The 15,296-nt window shown below is 65.7% G+C and carries 12 protein-coding genes; 5 read left to right on the top strand and 7 right to left on the bottom strand.

What is annotated here, in order from left to right; genetic code table 11:
* Positions 1 to 30: 30 nt before the first annotated feature.
* The 4 genes from galE to ACVWYS_RS01485 all read right to left on the bottom strand — a co-directional run bounded on the left by galE (position 31) and on the right by ACVWYS_RS01485 (position 4,627).
* The gene (gene galE, locus ACVWYS_RS01500) at positions 31 to 1,068 is read right to left on the bottom strand and encodes a UDP-glucose 4-epimerase GalE (RefSeq protein ID WP_344366974.1); all 1,038 of its coding nucleotides are present in this window, start codon (positions 1,066 to 1,068) and stop codon (positions 31 to 33) included.
* Positions 1,065 to 2,237: a galactokinase gene (galK, locus tag ACVWYS_RS01495; RefSeq protein WP_456508204.1), complete on the bottom strand. Its 1,173-nt coding sequence runs from the start codon at positions 2,235 to 2,237 to the stop codon at positions 1,065 to 1,067. The genes galE and galK overlap by 4 nt, the downstream gene beginning before the upstream one ends.
* Positions 2,234 to 3,421: a galactose-1-phosphate uridylyltransferase gene (galT, locus tag ACVWYS_RS01490; protein WP_456508203.1), complete on the bottom strand. Its 1,188-nt coding sequence runs from the start codon at positions 3,419 to 3,421 to the stop codon at positions 2,234 to 2,236. The genes galK and galT overlap by 4 nt, the downstream gene beginning before the upstream one ends.
* Positions 3,422 to 3,700: 279 nt before the next feature.
* Positions 3,701 to 4,627: a C2 family cysteine protease gene (locus tag ACVWYS_RS01485; protein WP_344366979.1), complete on the bottom strand. Its 927-nt coding sequence runs from the start codon at positions 4,625 to 4,627 to the stop codon at positions 3,701 to 3,703.
* Between the two features lie 330 nt (positions 4,628 to 4,957).
* Between ACVWYS_RS01485 and ACVWYS_RS01480 the strand changes: the two genes are divergently transcribed.
* Positions 4,958 to 6,217 (top strand): NYN domain-containing protein, encoded by a 1,260-nt coding sequence (locus tag ACVWYS_RS01480; RefSeq protein ID WP_456508202.1) that lies wholly within the window; start codon positions 4,958 to 4,960, stop codon positions 6,215 to 6,217.
* 48 nt (positions 6,218 to 6,265) lie between these two features.
* Here the strand turns inward: ACVWYS_RS01480 and ACVWYS_RS01475 are convergent, their stop codons facing one another.
* Positions 6,266 to 7,156, bottom strand: coding sequence for a LysR family transcriptional regulator (locus ACVWYS_RS01475; RefSeq protein WP_456509230.1), 891 nt, complete (start codon positions 7,154 to 7,156; stop codon positions 6,266 to 6,268).
* Between the two features lie 138 nt (positions 7,157 to 7,294).
* Here ACVWYS_RS01475 and ACVWYS_RS01470 point away from each other — a divergent pair, with 138 nt between their 5' ends.
* The 3 genes from ACVWYS_RS01470 (at position 7,295) to ACVWYS_RS01460 (ending at position 11,034) form a co-directional block, all read left to right on the top strand.
* Positions 7,295 to 8,707, top strand: coding sequence for a M20 family metallopeptidase (locus ACVWYS_RS01470; protein ID WP_456508201.1), 1,413 nt, complete (start codon positions 7,295 to 7,297; stop codon positions 8,705 to 8,707).
* A 124-nt stretch (positions 8,708 to 8,831) separates the two neighbouring features.
* Positions 8,832 to 10,076 carry an MFS transporter gene (locus ACVWYS_RS01465; protein ID WP_344366987.1) on the top strand — a complete coding sequence of 415 codons (1,245 nt, stop codon included), beginning with the start codon at positions 8,832 to 8,834 and terminating at the stop codon, positions 10,074 to 10,076.
* Between the two features lie 307 nt (positions 10,077 to 10,383).
* Positions 10,384 to 11,034 carry a M15 family metallopeptidase gene (locus ACVWYS_RS01460; RefSeq protein WP_344366989.1) on the top strand — a complete coding sequence of 217 codons (651 nt, stop codon included), beginning with the start codon at positions 10,384 to 10,386 and terminating at the stop codon, positions 11,032 to 11,034.
* 20 nt (positions 11,035 to 11,054) lie between these two features.
* Here the strand turns inward: ACVWYS_RS01460 and ACVWYS_RS01455 are convergent, their stop codons facing one another.
* Together ACVWYS_RS01455 and ACVWYS_RS01450 are read right to left on the bottom strand one after the other, a co-directional pair.
* Complete coding sequence (locus ACVWYS_RS01455) at positions 11,055 to 13,058, bottom strand: vWA domain-containing protein (RefSeq protein WP_456508199.1); 2,004 nt, start codon at positions 13,056 to 13,058, stop codon at positions 11,055 to 11,057.
* 30 nt (positions 13,059 to 13,088) lie between these two features.
* The gene (locus ACVWYS_RS01450; RefSeq protein ID WP_456508198.1) at positions 13,089 to 14,477 is read right to left on the bottom strand and encodes a sigma 54-interacting transcriptional regulator; all 1,389 of its coding nucleotides are present in this window, start codon (positions 14,475 to 14,477) and stop codon (positions 13,089 to 13,091) included.
* A 146-nt stretch (positions 14,478 to 14,623) separates the two neighbouring features.
* Between ACVWYS_RS01450 and ACVWYS_RS01445 the strand changes: the two genes are divergently transcribed.
* Positions 14,624 to 15,292 carry an MSMEG_4193 family putative phosphomutase gene (locus tag ACVWYS_RS01445; RefSeq protein WP_456508197.1) on the top strand — a complete coding sequence of 223 codons (669 nt, stop codon included), beginning with the start codon at positions 14,624 to 14,626 and terminating at the stop codon, positions 15,290 to 15,292.
* The last annotated feature ends 4 nt before the right edge of the window (positions 15,293 to 15,296 follow it).

The raw sequence follows: 15,296 nt of genomic DNA, 5'->3' as shown, positions 1-15,296 counted from the left end.
CATATCCGGATTGAGTACTTGGCTGGCGCTCTATTCCGTCATGTGCGGCGCACCCAAAGCGTTGTAGCCGTGCGGGTTGTTCTTCTGCCAGCACCAGTGGTCCGCGCACATCTCATCAACAGTCCTCGTGGTGGACCAGCTCAGGTCCGCCAGGGCCGAGGCCGCGTCGGCCCAGAAGGCGGGGAGGTCGCCGGCGCGGCGTCCGGTGAGCTCGTAAGGGATCGGACGGCCCGCGGCCTTCTCGAAGGAGTGCAGGACCTCGAGCACGGAGGAGCCCTTGCCCGAGCCGAGGTTCCAGCGGAAGACGCCGGCCCGGCCCGCCACGTGGTCGAGCGCGGCGACGTGTCCTTCGGCCAGGTCCACCACGTGGATGTAGTCGCGCAGACAGGTGCCGTCCGGGGTGTCGTAGTCGCCGCCGAACACCATCAGTTTCTCGCGCCGGCCCACCGCCACTTGGGCGATGAACGGTACAAGGTTGTTGGGAATGCCCTGCGGGTCCTCGCCGATCCGGCCGGAGGGGTGGGCGCCGACGGGGTTGAAGTACCTCAGGAGGGCGATGTGCCAGCGGCCGTCCGCTGCTCCGAGGTCGGCAAGGATGTCCTCGATCTGTTCCTTGGTCCGGCCGTAGGGGTTGTTGGCGCCGATCTCCATCTTCTCCACGTAGGGGATCGGGTTGTGTTCGCCGTATACCGTCGCCGAGGAGCTGAAGACGATTGAGCGGACGCCGTGCCGGTCCATCGCCCGGAGCAGGTTCAGGGTGCCCACGAGGTTGTTGTGGTAATACATCAGGGGCTCCCGGACGGACTCCCCGACGGCCTTGAGGCCGGCGAAGTGGATGACGGCGTCGACCGGGTATTCGGTGAAGACGGCATCCACCGCCGCCTCATCAACCAGGTCCACAAGGCGGAAGGTCAAGGGCGTGCCGCTGAGCTCGGCAACCCGGCGGAGCGATTCCTCGCTGGAGTTGACGAGGTTGTCGATCACCACCACCTCATGGCCGGCTTCCTGCAGGGACAGAACGGTGTGCGAACCGATGTAGCCGGCACCCCCGGTGACCAGAATTCTCATTGGATGCGCTCCGCGCCGGCTGAGGGGGTGACGGTGAAGATTTCCGGCCGGGTGAATCCCGCCTCCGCGAAGGCGCGGACGACGGCGTCGCGGACGTCCTGCTCATGCTCCACGGGAGTCAGGGCGATCGCCGAGCCGCCGAACCCGCCGCCGGTCATGCGGGCACCGATGGCGCCGTGGGTCCGGGCCGTGTCCACGGCGAGGTCGAGTTCGGGGCAGGAAATCTCAAAATCGTCGCGCATTGAGGCGTGGCTGGCATCGAGGAGGTCACCGATATGGGCCGGGCCCTGGGAGCGGAGGGTATCCACTGCCTGCAGGACGCGGCCGTTTTCGGTGACGATGTGACGGACCCGCCGGAAGGTGGTCGGATCGAGCACCTCGCTGGCGTTCTGGAGGTCGGCGACGGCGACATCCCGCAGGGCACGCACGCCCAGGACCTCGGCGCCGAGCTCGCAGGAGGCGCGGCGGGAGGCGTAACCGCCGTCGGCGTGGGAGTGCGAGACTTTCGTGTCGATGACGAGCAGGACCAGACCGGCTTCCTGTGCCTGGAACGGCACGAGTTGAACGGATTGGTCCCGGCAGTCGAGGAAGACGGCGTGGCCGCTGGTGCCGCGCAGTGATGCCGACTGGTCCATGATGCCGGTCGGCGCGCCGACGAACGCGTTTTCGGCGTGCTGGGTCAGCAAGACCATCTCCTGGGCCGAAAGCCCTGCACCGGTGAGTTCGTTGAGGGCCGTCACGACGGCGCATTCGATCGCGTGGGAGGATGACAGCCCCGCGCCCAGCGGGACATCGGAGTCCAGCAGCAGATCGAAGCCCGGAACCTCGACGCCGCGCTGCTGCAACGCCCACACGACGCCCAGGGGATACTTGGCCCAGCCGGGCGCCCGGCCGGGTATCAGGGCCGCGGCGTTGGCCTCCACAATGCCGTCGTCGCCGGAGGTGGACAGCAGCCGGACGGTGGAGTCGTCCCGGAGCCGGACCGCCGTCGTCGCGCGTTTGTCGATGGCGAAGGGCAGCACGAAGCCCTCGTTGTAGTCGGTGTGTTCACCGATCAGGTTCACCCGCCCGGGGGCGGCCCAGACGCCGTCCGGGGCGGCCCCGAAGGTGGCCTCAAAGCGGCTGATCAGGTTGTCCGGATGGGCGTCGGCGCGGGTGGGCGTGTTCATGCAGGGGCGCCTTCCGGGGTCAGGGTGGTGCGGGTTGCGGTGCCGGCCGTTGTGCCGGCGACGTCACTGGCCACTTCACTGGCTACTTCGCTGCCTACTTCACGCAGCCGGGCGGCGACCGATTCGGGGGTGATGTCATTGATGAAGGCCCCCATCGCCGCTTCGGAGCCCGCCAGGTACTTGAGCTTGTCGGCGGCGCGCCGGGGCGAGGTCAGCTGCAGATGCAGTTGGCCCGCCCGGCGCATCTCCGTCTCCAGAGGGGCCTGGTGCCAGGCCGCAATGTAGGGGGTCGGCGTCGGGTATAGGGCGTCGAAGCGCCGCAGGAGATCCGGGTAGAGGTGCGCCAGCTCATCGCGTTCGGCCCCGCTCAGCGCCGCCAGATCCGGAACCTGACGGTGCGGGACGAGGTGGACTTCCAGCGGCCAGCGCGCGGCAAACGGCACATAAGCGCTGAAGTGTTCGCCCTCCAGGACCATGCGGCTGCCGTCACTGCGCTCGGCCTGCAGCACGGACGCGGCGAGCGTCGCCGTGCCGTCGGAGGCATCGAAGTACGCGCCGGCCGCGGCGGCCAGGACGGCGGCACGCGGCGTCACGTAGGGGTAGGCGTAGATCTGCCCGTGCGGGTGGTGCAGGGTGACGCCGATCTCGGCGCCCCGGTTTTCAAACGGGAAGACCTGCCGGATGCCGGGCAGGGCGCTGAGGGCCTCGGTCCGGTGGGCCCAGGCGTCAATCACGGTCCGTGTGCGGCGCCAGCCCAGATCGGCGAAGGACCCCGTGTGCTCCGGGGTGAACGCCACCACCTCGCAGCGGCCCACGGCCGGTGTCGAGGTTCCCCAGGCAAGTGCCGCCGGGAGCTCGCTCGTGGCCGGCCCGAGCGAGGGGAAACGGTTTTCAAAGACAGCGACGTCGTAGTCCGGAGCCGGAATCTCGGTCAGGTTGGCCGGCGTCGTCGGGCAGATCGGGCACCGGTCCGCCGGCGGCAGGTGCGTACGGGACTGCCGGTGGGCGGCGACGGCGACCCATTCCCGGCTGAGCGCGTCGAAGCGCAACTGGCCCGGGTCGGGGCGGACGGGCAGTTCGCGGTGGTCCGTCAGGGATTCGGGGGCCCGTTCCGCTGTGCCGGCATCGTCAAAGTAGAGGATCTCCCGGCCGTCGGCCAGGAAGGTCGTAGTGATGCATGTCATGTTCACATTTGTACACTAACGTTCGAATGAAAACAATATCGAACAAAGTGAAACATTGCCGGCGGCGCGAGGAGGGATCGCACGCGTTGCGGACCTGACCGTGGGCGCCAGCACGATCGAGGCCATGGAGGAGGGGTGCATCGACGACGACGACGGGTCTGGCAGCGGCCGAGGCCGGAAAGCGGAAACGGCTCCGAACCGCCGGACGGGTGCTTCCCCGGGATCCGTGAATCCCGACAGCGGCGCTTGGCCGCCGTCGTTCGCTCAACTGTCTGCTTCTCAGGGATAGGTGGGTATCGCGATGTACTGGTTGATGTTCGTGGACCGGAAGGTGTCAAACGACAGCGTTTCCTGGCCGCCCTCCGGATTTCCCACCACGACGGTTTGGTCGGAGGCGTTCACGTCCAGCACTGCGTAGGAGTGGTCGGATACGAGCTTGCCGTCGGAGTTTGAGGTCCCCAGCGTGACAAGGCCGTTCGCGAAATCCTGCTGCACCTGCTCAAAGCTCACTTGCGTCATGGGGCCGCCGGGGTTGCGGTCGACGCCCGCCTTGCCGGTGATGGCATAGAGGCCATTGTGCACATCGTGATCCTGGGCGTTGCTGAGGTCAGTGCCTTCGATGCCTTTATAGCTGTTGCCGTTCGCGGCCGCCCAGCCTTTCTCGATAATCGCCGCCCATGAAACGTTTTTGCCACCGATATTTTCGATGCCATTTTCAACGGTTTTGCCGCGGCGATATGGGAGGTCACCGTTGACCGTCACCTGCACCGGATTGGGCACCCCGTCGTACTTGCTGTGAAATGAAATGGTGTAAGTGCCGTCACCATTGTCGTGAACCATGTTTTGAATGGTGTCAGGCTCCCGCGCGGCCACCGTCAGCAGAGCCGCCAGGAAATAGCAGTCTCCGACGTCGCCCTGCTGGATATTTGTCAGGTCGCCGGAAATATTCGGTTTGCCGTTAGCGTCGAGGGCAAACAGCACCTGGTTCGGTACTCTCTGGTAGGTCCCGCGACTCACCGAGGGGTTTGTGCCCGCAGGCCCCGATACGCCCGGAGGCGCCGACGCTCCCGGACTCGACGCAGGGTTCGGCATAACGGTCGCCCGGTAAATGAAAACAAGCGAAATTCCAAGAATGACCACGACGGCAATCAGTGAGTAAATGCCGATGGCGCGAAATTTAGCTGATCCGAATGCTGCACGTTTCATGTGACGTGCCCTCCCGTTCTGCGGGCTACTGCTTGGGCGGCGACATCGCCGCGTCAAGATCCACCGGCATCCTCGCCGCCGGACCCTGGTAAGTGATCAAGTCGCCAACTAATAAACAGCTTGCCGTAGGCAACCAGACCCGCGCAAGGACCAGCGGAGGATCCACAGGCAAAACACATGGAAGTCACAGCGAGGGAACCGGCCTGGCCCGCAATGAGTCCGTGACGTGCCGGGGACGGCGGCGAGAGCCCTTGCGTTCGCCGCCGGCAAGCGGCACCAACTGGAACGACACATCTGGCACGTCCCGTCTCCTGCTGGCACACTGAGCCGATGAGTGATCCTCTCCCCCAGTCCCGGCGGCCTGGCATCCGCGCCGCGATGTTCGTGGACTTCGACAACGTCTATACGGGCCTGATGGCTTTGGACCCCGCCGCGGCCAAGAGGTTCGCCGAGGATCCCAAGCACTGGACGGAAGCGCTGGCAGACGGCGGCACAGGTGCGGAATCCCGGCGTTTCCTGATCCGCAACTGCTACCTCAACCCGGTGATCTACTCCAAGTACCGGCCCTACTGGACCCGGGCGGGCTTCCGCGTGATCGACTGCCCCTCCCTCACGCAGCGCGGCAAGTCCAGCACCGACATCAACCTGGTCCTGGACGCGATGGATGCGCTGTCCGGCGCGGCGCATGTTGAGGAATTCTTCGTTGCCTCGGCGGATGCGGACTTCACCTCGCTGGTTCAGAGGTTCCGGGCGGCCGACCGGATGACGACGGTCATCGCCGCCGGGGCTGTGGCGTTCGCGTACCGGGAGATGGCCGACAGCGTGGTGGAGTCCCACGACTTCGTGGCAATCCTCAACGGCACCTCGGCCGAGATCCCCCGCATGGTGCCCTCCGCCGGACTTGCCGCCCCGCTCCGCACCGCACCGGGTGTTTCCGTGGCCGCGACGACGGCCGCCGACGAGGTCCGCGCCCTGGTGCAGGCCGCGCCCGGTCCGGTCACCGGGGCCGTGGCAGCGCACAGGGCCCTAACGGCTGACCCGTCGCTGAAGACCGATTGGGGCGGTCACGGAAAGTTCGGGGCCTGGATCGCGCAGATCGGCCAGGGCGTCCAATACTCATCCACGCCGTCCCCCGGCTGGGTATGGGACGCGAAGCGGTTCTCGCCGGAGCTGTCCTCGCTGGCCTCCGAAGGCAGGCCGGCGATCGAGGAGCAGGTCACCCGGGTCACCGACGTGCCGGCCCTCTCCGCCGATCAGTTCCGGCAGGTCTTCGTCTCGCTGGAGGCGAAGCTCCGCGAGCACCCCGGCAACCGAAGCGAACTCGCCCGCTCCGTCCGGGACGACTGCGTGGCGGCCGGGCAGCCGGTGTCTCGCTCGGCCGTCAACTTCGTGATCCAGGGCGTGGTGTACGCCGGCGGTTCCCTCTCCGACGACATGACCGCTAGGGACCTCGCCGCCGCGTGGGTCAGGAACGTTGAAGAGCTCTGCCGGCTGGCCCTCATGGAGTTCGACGACGCCGAGAAGCTTGCGCTCAAGCGCTGGGCCGGCGGCGGCCTGCTGGAGTCGGGCCCGGGTAATTCCCGGGCCTAAGGCTGCGCCCCACGCACCAGGACCACCGGTTGTTGCCGTGCTCCTGCGCTAGCTTTCGGCAAGAATCCCTGCCAAGACTTCAATGAAGGCCGTCTGCACCGCAGGTCTGCGCCGGCCAGCCATCGTCTGAATCTGCGCCTGCCGCTGGTGAAATACCGGATGATCGATAGCCACGAAGACAAGCCCGTCCTCCCCCTCCGGACGAGCCACAAGACGGCTCATCAGTGCCGCCCCGGCTCCTGCCCGGGCGAATTCCAATGCAGGGCTGACCTGATCCGCTGACAGTGCAATCCGCGGCGATATCTGTTCCATCTGCACGGCTATGTCGAAAAGCTCTCGCTGGCTGAGGCCTTTAGCGGGAAGGGTAAGCGGATATGCACACAGTTCGTCAAGGCGCACGCTGTTTCGATCCGCGAGCGGATGTCCTGTGGCTACCACGGCGAAGGCCGGAGCGGCCGCGGAAAACTCAACGGTCACATCACGTTGGAGCCCCAGCGCGTAAACGGCGGCGATGTCTGTCCGGCCGTCGACGACCATCCGCGTCGCTTCGGCTGAAGAGACCACATCCAAGTGAAAGTCGACGTCGTGATAGTCCACGATGAACCGGGCGATCGCCTGGGGAACCCTGCACCTGGCAAGCCCCTCAGAACTGACAACGTTGATGATTCGCTTTTGCCGCTTGTCAAAATCTTGAAGTTCTCGGATCAGCGCCTCTCCTTCGGCTTCACTTCGCCTAGCGTGCGCAAGTAGGAGCCGTCCAGCCTCCGTCAACGTCATTCCTCGCGGATGCCGCGCAAACAGCGTGACGCCGATCGTGCGCTCCAGGTTGCTTATCTGCCGGCTAATGGCGGACGCCGACACGTGCTGGGCGATGGCAGCTTCCGTAATTGAACCGGTTCGGGCCACGTCATGAAAATAGACCAGTGCAGTAGGAAGCATCCTCATTGGCCCCATCTAAGCTCCGGTTTGCCTTGAAGTCAACGCCATTTGATAAAACGATGCTGGTTTGTGAGCTGGCGCACTCCTAACGTTGATTCCGTTCACCCGGCACAAGGCACTATCCCAGGAGCACCGACCATGACCCTTCCGCAGGAAATATCAAGCATTGCAGAGGCATATGCTTCAGACGGACAACTGTTCGAGGAACTGAAGCGCCTGGTTTCTTACCGGACGGAGAGTGCTACCGCAGCCGGGCGAATTGCCTTGAAAGCATATCTTGAAGATGTTCTCGTTCCATCCCTGGCAGAGCTCGGCTGCGACACTGAGCTTCATCCCCGCTGGAACGGCGGGGCCAACTCGTTTCTGATCGGCACCCGATTCGAGTCCGAGGAACTTCCAACCGTCCTTTGCTACGGGCACGCAGATGTTGTCGGTGGTCAGGACGATGGCTGGGACGACGACCGCAGCCCGTGGGTCCTCGACGCGGACGGCGGCCGCTGGTATGGCCGCGGAACGGCCGACAACAAGGGCCAGCATCTGATCAATCTGGCGGCGCTGCGCATCCTGCTGGAAAGCAACGGCCGTCTGGGCTTCAATCTGAAGTTCCTGTTTGAATGCGGCGAGGAGATCGGGTCGCCCTCGCTGGATGAATTTTCCTCGGTCAACAAAGACAAATTGGCGGCGGACATCTTCATTGCCTCAGACGGCCCCAGACTGAGCGCGGAGTCGCCAACAATCTTTCTCGGATCGAGGGGCGGAATCACGTTTGAACTGGACGTCAACCTGCGGTCCGGCAGCTACCACTCCGGCAACTGGGGCGGTCTACTGCGCAACCCGGGGACGACACTGGCAGCTGCCATCGGCACCTTAGTCGACGGGCACGGAAGAATTCTCTTGCCGGAGCTGCTTCCAACAACCATCCCCGAGTCCGTTAAAACGGCGCTCAGCAACATTGCCATTCCTCACACTCCCGGGGACCCGCACATCGACACTGACTGGGCGGACACCGGCCTCACACCAGCCGAACGACTCTACGGCTGGAACGCTCTGGAGGTTCTGGCCCTTGGCTCCGGCGACATCGAAGCACCGATCCACGCGATCCCGGGATCGGCGCGTGCGATACTCCAGCTCCGGTTCGTAGCAGGCACGCCGACGGACGGTGTTGAAGCCACCATCCAGGCCCACCTTGACCGCCACGGATTCGAAATGGTGCGGGTGCGCCAAACCACGTTCTTTCCCGCGAGCCGCCTCGACCCCGCCAATCCCTGGGTGGAATGGGCACGCCGTTCCATCCACAGCACCACCGGCATCCAGCCCACAGTGCTGCCGAACATCGGCGGTTCCCTGCCGAATCACGTCTTTGAGGGCGTTCTGGGTCTTCCGACGCTTTGGATCCCGCACTCCTATCCCGGCTGCCGCCAACACGCACCCAACGAACACATGCTGGCGTCCATCGCCAGCCAGGGTCTGAAGATCGCCTGCGGCCTCTTCTACGATCTGGGCCAGCCCGGCGTCAACGTCGAACTTCCGCTCTCCGCGACCACAGCCTGAGCCAACCCAATACCGGAGCAAAACAATGAACCCTGCACAAAAGGCCTCCCCGATAGGAACCGCCGTCGCCGGCCCCAAACCATCAGCCGGCGCCCCGTCCCCAAAGAGGACACCCCCGCAAAAAATGGCCTCGCCCGTCCGCGGGATTGCGGCCGCGACGATCGGCAATGCGCTCGAATGGTTCGACATGTCCATCTACGCGCTGCTGGCCATCTACATAGGAAGGAACTTCTTCCCATCCGATAACCCTGCCACCGGGGTCATCCAGGCTTTCGCAGTTTTCGGCGCGTCCTATCTGATCCGCCCGTTGGGTGGCCTGGTCCTTGGCTCCTATGCCGACCGGAAGGGCCTCAAAAAGGGTCTGATGCTGACAATCCGCCTAATGGTGTTGGGAACCGCGCTGATTGCGTTCATGCCAAACTATGATTCCATCGGCATTCTGGCGCCCCTCGGGATCATCGTGGCACGTCTCATTCAAGGCTTCTCCGCTGGCGGTGAATTTGGCGCGGCAACGTCCTACCTCATCGCACAAAACTCAGAACGCCGCGGATTCCTGGGAAGCTTCCAATTCGCCAGTCAGGGTCTGGGATCGCTGACCGCAGCAATCTTCGTTGTCGCGCTCACAACGGTGGTGTCAAACGAGGACATGATGTCCTGGGGCTGGCGGATACCGTTCGTCTTCGGACTTCTGGTTGGACCTGCCGGCTACTACATCCGCAAATTCGTCGACGAAGCACCCATAGACCACGGGCCCGATCCGGAACGCCACGAGCCGATCCGCGATCTCTTCAAGAGCCAGAAAGTGGGCATCCTTATCGCTGGGGGCGCCCTCGTCGTCTCCACTGCAATGAGCTTCATCCTCGACTACATGCCCACCTTTGGCATCCAACAACTCGGGCTGCCCAAATCGTCGTCATTCTTCTGCCTCGTTCTCACCGGCATCATTCTGACTTTCGGAACTCCCATGGTGGGGCACTTGTCGGACAAGTACGGCAGAACCAAAATAATGATTCCTGCAGCTTGCGCCATCGGAATATCGGTAATTCCGTTGTTCCTTTGGCTCAATGCCGGCCGCACGTTCTTCGTCCTGGCCTCCGTCATGGTCATCCTCGCGCTGCTCAAGGCCATCTATTTCGGTGCTCTGCCGTCGGTCATGTCCGATGCCTTCCCCGCCCGGGCCCGTGCCACCGGGCTGTCATTCAGCTATAACACTGCCGTCGCCGTCTTCGGAGGCTTCACGCCGATGATCGCCGCGTTCCTCGTCCAAGCGACCGGGCAGAATATGTCCCCCGGCTACTACATCGCCGCACTCTCCTGCCTCAGTATCGTTGCCCTGAGCTGCGGCCTGAAGTACCGCGGGATCCGGTGATAATTGAGCACCTAAACTCGTCTGACCCCTGCCCCCTGACCCCCGACCCCCGACACCTGGCCGGCGGCGGCCTGCTGGAGCCCAACGGCGGCAGTTCCCGAGCCTAAGGCTGCGCCCCACACGGACGACGGCGGGACCTCCCGCCGTCGTCCGCTTGCGTTTGACGGGTGTTTTGCCGTGCCCTTGGCCTGCCCGCCCCTCGACGAGTCCGCGCGTCCCCTCGACCCCGGCGCCTGCAGACCGATAGAGTTCCCGCATCTGTTCCGGACAATTCTTAGGAGCCCTCGTGCTTAAAGGAATCAGTAGGATGACAGGTGCCGTGGCGGGGCTGGTGCTTTCGCTCGGCATGATCGCACCGTCGGTGGCGGCAGTGGCCGCGGCGGGCTACGACATCAGTTCCGCCTCCAGCCTGCAGGTGGTGGTCAACAAACACCGGCAACTGAACCCTGCCACCTACGTGCCGGCGCAGCTGGTCAGGGTCCAGGGGGAACGGTTGCGGGCGGAGGCTGCGGACGCCTACAAGCAGTTGACCAGGGCCGCCAAGGCGGCCGGCGTGAACATCATTCCCATCAGCGGCTACCGGTCGTTCAGCCAGCAGGCCAGCCTCTATGACAGCTACGTGAGTCAGTACGGACAGGCGACGGCGGATACCTTGGCTGCGAGAGCCGGCTACAGCGAGCACCAGACCGGTCTGGCGATGGACATCGGCAATGCCAGCGGAACCTGTGCCCTGCAAGCCTGCTTCGCGAATACCCCGGCGGGGCAGTGGGCGGCTAAGAACTGCCGGGATTACGGATTCATCATCCGATATCCGGCCGGCGCCGAGGCCACTACCGGCTACACCTACGAGCCATGGCATCTGCGCTATGTGGGAAAGAACGTCGCCCTCGATATGGGCAGCACGGAGACCCTTGAGGATTACTTCGGCCTGGAAGCGGCCCCGGATTATCTCCAATAAAGCGCCGACGCGCAGATCGTCTATGTAGCCCAGTCGGCGTCGTCGTAGGGGCGTCCGCGGAAGTGGGCGCGGAGATACTCCCCTACCACCGCAGCGCCCAGATCCCCGGCGTCGGGCGCCACCACCCGGCCGTCGATCCGGCGGGCCATCCGCTGGACAAACCGTTCCAGGCCTGGGTCGTCGCCGAGCCGGAAGAACGTGGCCTGCGTACCGGCCCGCCCAAGGCGGTCCAACTCGGCGATGGTGACACGGATGGTCTCCGGGTCCGGCGGCCAATTGAACCACGAGTCGCCGTCGGCCAGCAGGTGCGCGGTGGGTTCGCCGTCGGTGACCACTAAGAGAACCGGCTGCATGGACGGGTGCTGGCGGAAGAATCTGCCGGCGAGCAGCAATCCGTGGTGCAGGTTGGTTCCCTGCTCGCGCAGGGCCGGCAGGGACGTGAGCTCGCCGATATCCATGGACTGCGCGTACCGGCCGAACGTGATCAGCTGCAGCCGGTCGCCGCGGAACCGTGTTGTGACCAGATGGTGCAGGGCGAGTGCGGTGCGTTTCATAGGCACCCACCGTCCCTCGGCGGCCATCGAGAAGGACACGTCCGCGAGCAGGACGACGGCGGCCTGCGTGCGCGCTTCCGTCTCGGTCACTTCGATGTCACCCACGGCGAGGCGCAATCCGCGCCCCGGGTCACCTCCGTCGGCAATCGTGCGGCGGATCGCGTTGGTGATGGTTCGGGTGACGTCCCACGGTTCGGCGTCGCCGAACTCCCACTGGCGGCTGGAGCCGGTCTGTTCCCCGGCCGCCCCGGCAACGCGCGTGTCCCGGCGCCCCTGCCGTCCGGAAAGCTGCTTGGCGGTGTCCCGCAACAGCGACCTGCCGAGCCGTCGCATGGCCTGCGGTGACAACCGCAGGTCGCCGTCTGCGCCGCGCTGCAGGAAGCCGCCGTCGTGCATGGCCTTTTCGATCTCCGCGAGCGTCCGGGCGGACACGGCAGCGTCCTGTCCCAGCTGCCGGGCGAGCGCGTCCAGGTCCAGGTCGTCCAGGCGGGAGCCGTTGTAGGACTGGGACAGCTGTTCGGCGAGTTCGTCGAGCTCGGCGAGGTCCTGCAGCACGCCGGTGCCGTCGCCGAGGCCCAGCCCCTCCTCGCCCTCAAAGCGTTCGGAGCCGGACCAGTCCTCGCCGGGGCGCAGCGCCTGCAGGTTGGCATCGAGTTGGCCCAGCTGTGCCATAAGCTCCGGGGAGCCGAACGCCTGGGCGGAGAGCCGCATCAGCTCCTCGCGCTGCTCGGCGGACATGGACCGAAGCATCCGCTGGGCGGCGGCCGCGCGCTGGGCGAGCGCGTCGATCAGCTCCTCGACGGACTGCGGGTTCTCCGGGAAGAACTGGCCGTGTTTAGCCATAAACTCCTGGAAATCCGCGTCGGCGTCCTCCCCGCGCCGGTGTTTGTCGAGGAGTTCGTTGAGGTCCTGCAGCATCTCGGCCACGGCCGCGCGGTCCTCCTCCGTGGCGCCCTCGAGCGCCTGCTTCATCCCGGCGAACCGCTGGTCCAGGATCTCGCGGCCCAGCAGGTCCTTGATCCGCTCGTAGGCTTCCCGGGCGGTGCTGGACTGCCAGTCATAGGAGGCGAGTTCGTTGACCGCTGCCGCCGTGGACTTCGGCAGGTTCTGCAGCTGCATCTCCCGTAAGGCGCGGTCCGTGTCGTCCATCCGAACGTCGCGGGCGAGCTGCTTGCGCTCCTCCAGCACCGCAGTGTCGAGCAGCTTCTGGACCTCACTGAGGGTGCCGTCCAGCCGGTGCCGGCTTAGCAGGTCACTCCGCCGCTGCTGTACGCGACCGGCGAGGTCATCGAGCCCTTCCCGGCTGCGGCCGCCGCGCCGCAGGAACTCCTGCAGGGCGTGCCGGGGCGAGTAGCCGGCCATGACGTCCTCGGCGACGGCCTCAAGTGCCTCCGCCAGGTCGACCGGCGGGGCGAGCGGATCGGGTCCTCCCGTATACCGGCCGTATCGGGACCGGTTGTGAACGCTCATGGGCACTCCTGTACTCAGCCGTAGATGTAGTCAGCCGTAGATCGTCGCCTCGTCGTCGGACTCCTTGGAGATCCGCCGGGCGAGGTAGAGCCCTTCCAGTGCAAGTTCGACGGCGGCGGCTCGCTGCCCGTCGTTTGTCGCGCCCAGGCGCTCAGTGATTTCGTCGTAGAGGCTGGATCCGTTGAGGGGCGGAAGATTTTGGAGGAACTCCCGCGCCGTGACCAGTTCCCCGGTGGTCACCGTGGAATGACCGTCGAGCGCGGCCACGAGCGGACCCATGTCGATGCCGTGGAAGTGCGCCCGCACCGCTTCCGCGGTAGCCATGCGCAAAAGGTGGTCCAGGATGTCCTGTTCCCGCCCTTCCTCGCCCGACTCGAACTCAATCTTCCCTCCGAGGACCTCCACCGCCGCGTCCAGGTCGATGATCCGGGCGACTGCTTCGTCTTCTCCGCGCACGCTGGCCCGGCGCAGGGCGGCCGCGGCGACGGTTTCGGCACCGGCAATGGCGAACCGCGCGGAAACCCCGGAGGTCTGGTTGATCGCCGGGGACTGCCGCAGCGCCCGGGTGTAGCGGGCCAGGATCTCGAGGATGACTGGCGGGACGCCGGCCACCAGGTGCCCCTCCTGCCGGATAACGGCGACCTCGTCGTCGAGCTCGATCGGGTAATGGGTGCGGATCTCGGCACCGAAGCGGTCCCGCAGCGGCGTAATGATCCGGCCGCGGTTCGTATAGTCCTCCGGATTGGCGGACGCGACGACCAGGACATCCAGCGGCAGCCGCAGCACGTAGCCGCGGATCTGGATGTCGCGCTCCTCCATCACGTTGAGCATCGACACCTGGATCCGCTCGGCGAGGTCGGGCAGTTCGTTGATGGCGATGATTCCGCGGTTGGAGCGTGGGACCAGGCCGTAGTGGATGGTTTCCGGGTCGCCAAGACGGCGGCCCTCGGCCACCCGCATGGGGTCGACGTCGCCGATCAGGTCGGCGACGGAGGTGTCCGGCGTCGCAAGCTTCTCAACGTACCGTTCCGAGCGGTGGCGCCACGACACCCGCAACCGGTCCCCCTCGGTGAGGGCACGGGCGCGGGAGTGCTCGGTGATGGGTTCGTACGGGTGTTCGTTCAGTTCCGAGTCCTCGATCACCGGCGACCACTCGTCCAGCAGCCCGGCCAGGGTGCGGAGGAGCCGCGTCTTGCCCTGTCCCCGTTCGCCCAGCAGGACGACGTCGTGGCCGGCGAGCAGTGCCCGCTCGAGCTGGGGCAGGACGGTCCGGCTGAAGCCGTACATCCCGGGCCAGGGATCCCGGCCGGCGGCGAGCGCGGCGAGCAGGTTGTCGCGGATTTCGCGGCGCAGGTCCCTGTGAACGTGGCCGGAGGCACGCAGTTCACCAACAGTGAAGATATCGGGGCGATCACTCACTCCTCCACCGTAGACCTGTACCCGGCGGGGAATCGAGGGATTCTTTGAGATTCCTGAGCTTTGGGCCCGAGTGCGGCATACCGCTCTGCGCCTCCCCCTTCCCTCGCAAGCTCGGGCGGGGCCCCTGGCGCTACGCTTAGATCCTGATGACTGCAGCAACTCCGCCGGCACCCGTCACGTCACCTGAGCGGCAGGGCACGCTCCTGCTTCTGGTGCGCCACGGGGAGACGCCGACGACAGGCACGGTCCTCCCGGGGCGCGCGCCCGGACTGCACCTGTCCGACCGGGGCTTGGCCCAGGCCGAACGGGTCGCGGACCGGCTCTTTGGACTACGAGTGGACGCCCTATATTCGTCCCCGCTGGAGCGCGCCTGCGAGACGGCGGAGCCGACGGTGGCACGCACGGGACTGGAAGTAAACCACGACGACGGGCTGCTCGAATGCGACTTCGGCGACTGGACCGGATCTGCGATCGCCGACTTGGCGGCCCTGCCGGAATGGCAGACCGTCCAGCACAGCCCGTCCGCCTTCCGCTTCCCCAACGGCGAGAGCTTTCCGGAGATGCAGGCGCGGATCGTCGGCGCGATGGAGGCACTGCGTGCAGCCCACGCCGGGGGTGTCGTCGTGTGCTTTTCCCACGCCGATCCGATCAAGGCCGCGGTCGCCCATGCCCTGGGCACGCCCTTGGACCTCTTCCAGCGCATTGTCATCAGCCCGGGCTCGGTGTCGGCCATCTCGTTTGTGGAGGGTCAGGACCCGGCGGTGCTGATGGTGAATTCGACGGCGGAGCCGCTCAGCGGGTTGAGGGCACAGTGAATTC

This window comes from Arthrobacter sp. TE12231, from assembly GCF_054062895.1.
Note: the sequence above shows the minus strand (reverse complement) of the source record. Positions and strands in the feature narration are given on the sequence as shown.